Consider the following 3,680-nt stretch of genomic DNA (forward strand, 5'->3'; position numbering starts at 1 on the left):
CAGCATTCAAAGGTTGAAATTATAAATTATAAAATTAATAATTGAAAAAAATAACTCCAAACATTCGTAACATTTTTAATATACAATGAATCGTTGAAGCAGGCTTATGCCATTTAGTTTCTGTGTTAAAGATACACAGCGTTAAAGTGCTCTACATTTACTTATACCTTAATGAATGTTTTAGCCAATTATTGATGCTTCGCCAAATTAAATCTTTGTAAAGTTTTAATCAATAAGCAGTTAAAACAAATCATTTCAAGCACAAATCAATCATTAGTCTACTATCTCTGCGGACTTCATATTTCAATACCTTATATATTGAGCAAAAGATTGTTATATATTACAAAATACATATTACTTTTGCCATCCATAATAGTCATGAGCAAAACAGCACAACTTAAAGTTTTATCAATCGATATTGGCGGTTCGCACATTAAAGCGACAGTGTTAGACAATACTGGAGCCCTTTTAGTGGACTACAGCAAGGTTGACACGCCCCAACCTGCCAATCCGGACAATATAGTTAAGGCAATAAAAAAGTTAGTTAAGCAATTTTCGGGATATACTAGGATCTCAGTTGGATTCCCGGGCTACGTGCGAGATAGCATTGTAAAAACGGCGCCCAATTTGGATAACAATGCCTGGAAAGATTTTAGCTTGGGTAAAAAACTTGAGGAGGAATTGGGCCAGCCTACGCGTGTAGTTAATGACGCTGATATGGCTGGTCTTGGTGTTGTCAATGGTAAGGGACTTGAACTGGTGATAACCCTAGGTACAGGTTTTGGCACTGCAATGTTATTGGATGGCAAATTATTGCCCCACTTGGAAATTGGCCAAAGCCCGATAACCAGGCACAATACATATGATAATTATATAGGCGATAGAGCTTTTGATGCTGAAGGTAAAAAGAAATGGAATGAGCGAATGGAAAAGGTTTTGAATAATATGCAAAGCCTTATCAATTATGACTATCTATACATAGGCGGAGGAAACGCGCGCGAGCTAACGTTTAAACTGGACAATAATGTTAAATTGGTAACTAACCAAGAAGGTATAAAAGGCGGGGCAAGGCTGTGGTCTGAAGATAAAGCGCTGACGCCGATTGTGCCTTCATCAACAATAAATAAGTAATAATAAAAAATACATAAAAAAGAGGAAATGGATTCAAACAGTAAAAACATCGAGGAATTAGCAATTGACACCGTAAGGATATTGTCGGCAGATGCTGTACAGAAAGCTAACTCTGGCCACCCGGGTACCGCTATGGCCTTAGCCCCTCTGGGCCACGTACTTTGGAAAGAATTTATCAACTTTAATCCTAAAAATCCTGATTGGGCAAACCGCGATAGATTTATCTTATCGGCGGGCCATGCTTGTATTTTACAATACAATTTTTTGCACCTTTTAGGCTATGATATTTCTCTGGATGATATAAAGAACTTTCGCCAGTTACACAGCAAAACTGCCGGGCACCCGGAGTACGGTTTGGCACCTGGTATTGATGTAACCACTGGGCCTTTGGGTCAGGGTTTTGCTAACGGCGTGGGTTTTGCAATAGCTCAAAAACACTTAGCCGGCTATTACAATAAACCAGGTTTCAACTTATTTGATTATCACATTTATGCTATTTGCAGTGATGGCGATATGATGGAAGGCGTAACTTCTGAAGCCGCTTCTTTAGCGGGCCATTTAGAGTTAGGTAACATCATTTATTTATATGATGATAACAAAATCTCTATCGAAGGCAGCACAGAAATTGCTTTTAATGAAGATGTTGATGCACGCTTCCGTGCATACGGCTGGCACGTGCAATCAGTAGCTGACGCTAACGACATTGCTGGTATACAGCAAGCGATTATTAATGCTAAAGTTGAAACACAAAAACCTTCATTAATCCGTGTACGCTCATTGATTGCTTACGGCAGCCCAAATAAATCAGGCACTGCAGGTTCACATGGTTCGCCACTTGGTGCCGATGAGATTAAATTGGTTAAGGAATTCTTCGGGTTTGATCCTGAAAAATCATTTAACATTCCCACTGAAGTTGCTACCTACTACCAAGAAATTGGTGCGCGTGGTATCAAAACGGAAGAAAAATGGAACGAGTTATTTGCAAAATATAAAGCTGAGTTCCCTGAACTTGCCGCTCAATACGAAGCAGCATCTAAGGACGAATTGCCACAAGGCTGGTTAGATAAATTGCCAGTATTTAAAGCGTCTGATCCTAAAATGGCAACTCGCCAGGCATCAGGTAAAGTATTAAATGCAATTGCTGATAGCTTCCCTCATCTTATTGGTGGTGCGGCAGATTTGGCTCCATCAACAGAAACAACCCTGAAAAAATACGACTCATTTACTTCTGAGAACCGTAACGGACGTAATTTTCACTTCGGTATCCGCGAGCATGCAATGGGTTCTGCGTTAGTAGGTATGTCATTAACTAAAGGTATCAAGCCTTTTGGTGCAACATTCCTGATGTTTTCTGAATATATGCGCCCTCCAATCCGTTTGGCTGCCATTATGAAGATAAGCCCGATTTTTGTTTATACACACGATAGTATCGGTTTAGGCGAGGATGGTACGACTCACCAGCCTATTGAGCAATTGGCTTCTTTACGATCTATCCCTAACATTACTGTTATCCGCCCTGCTGATGCTAACGAAACTGCCCATGCGTGGCGCGTAGCTATCGAGAAAAAAGACGGCCCAACTGTGTTGGTATTTACCCGCCAAGGGCTACCTATCCTTGATCAGGATAAATATGGTAAAGCTAGCCAGTTAGATCAAGGTGCCTACATCCTGTCTGACTCGGAAGGTATACCTGATGTTATCTTAATGGCGACAGGGTCAGAAGTTGCTTTGATTATGGACGCACAGGCTGCATTAAAAGCAGAAGGTATTTCTGCACGTGTAGTAAGTATGCCATCTTGGGAATTGTTTGAGAAGCAAGATGCTGCTTACAAAGAAAGCGTGTTCCCTAAAGCGGTTAAAAAACGTTTAGCTGTTGAAATGGCTTCACCAATGGGCTGGCATAAATATGTTACCGACGAAGGTGACATACTAGCTATGGAAACATTTGGCGAGTCGGCACCTGCTGAAGAGCTTTACAAATATTTTGGCTTTACGATAGATAACGTAGTAGCAAAAGCTAAAGCCTTGTTAAAATAAATTTGAGTATTAGGTAATGAGTTAAAGACTCATTATCTAATTTCATAATTTCACCTACCTGAAATGAAAAACAGCTATTTTACCTTTAGAAGTGTAATTATACTTTGTATAGTTATGTCTTTGAATGTAAAAGCGCAATCTGCTGCAAATGATAAGGCTGCTGCCAAAGAGTTTGTTCAGAAATTTTATGACTGGTATAACGTTTTGCAAGCCGACGATGATTTCACTCGTAAGCACAATCTGTCAGAATTTGCTTTTGCGATGAAAGAACGGGGGAGCTATTTTGACGCACCACTTCGAAAGGCAATTACCGATTACTTTCGTAAGCCAGTTAAATTTGACGAAACTGGATTAGATTTCGATCCCATTGCCGCTGCTCAGGATACACGATCTGGTTTTCAAACCGGGAACGTAAAACAGGTTGGCAACACGTATCTAATTGATCTGCATGATTTGCCAAAAGGGAAATCAAAAATTTAAATACTTGACAGCGAAACATTTCTGATAGTGCA

At 39.9% G+C, this 3,680-nt stretch carries 3 protein-coding genes; all 3 read left to right on the forward strand.

Annotation, left to right across the window (positions count from 1 at the left end; genetic code table 11):
- Positions 1-378 precede the first annotated feature (378 nt).
- The 3 genes from ACE5CV_RS06520 to ACE5CV_RS06530 all read left to right on the forward strand — a co-directional run bounded on the left by ACE5CV_RS06520 (position 379) and on the right by ACE5CV_RS06530 (position 3,648).
- Complete coding sequence (locus ACE5CV_RS06520; protein WP_374949362.1) at positions 379-1,131, forward strand: ROK family protein; 753 nt, start codon at positions 379-381, stop codon at positions 1,129-1,131.
- Positions 1,132-1,158: 27 nt separating this feature from the next.
- On the forward strand, positions 1,159-3,168 hold the full coding sequence (gene tkt / locus ACE5CV_RS06525; protein ID WP_374949363.1) for a transketolase: 2,010 nt from the start codon (positions 1,159-1,161) through the stop codon (positions 3,166-3,168).
- Between the two features lie 63 nt (positions 3,169-3,231).
- Complete coding sequence (locus ACE5CV_RS06530) at positions 3,232-3,648, forward strand: hypothetical protein (protein WP_374949364.1); 417 nt, start codon at positions 3,232-3,234, stop codon at positions 3,646-3,648.
- Positions 3,649-3,680: the final 32 nt, after the last annotated feature.

This window comes from Mucilaginibacter sp. (genome assembly GCF_964263795.1).
In the GTDB taxonomy this organism is placed as follows: Bacteria; Bacteroidota; Bacteroidia; order Sphingobacteriales; family Sphingobacteriaceae; genus Mucilaginibacter.

Bases quoted from the DNA above. Each gene is read 5' to 3' on its own strand.
- ACE5CV_RS06530 (WP_374949364.1), top strand. From the start codon at position 3,232: ATGAAAAACAGCTATTTTACCTTTAGAAGTGTAATTATACTTTGTATA.
- tkt (WP_374949363.1), top strand. From the start codon at position 1,159: ATGGATTCAAACAGTAAAAACATCGAGGAATTAGCAATTGACACCGTA.
- ACE5CV_RS06520 (WP_374949362.1), top strand. From the start codon at position 379: ATGAGCAAAACAGCACAACTTAAAGTTTTATCAATCGATATTGGCGGT.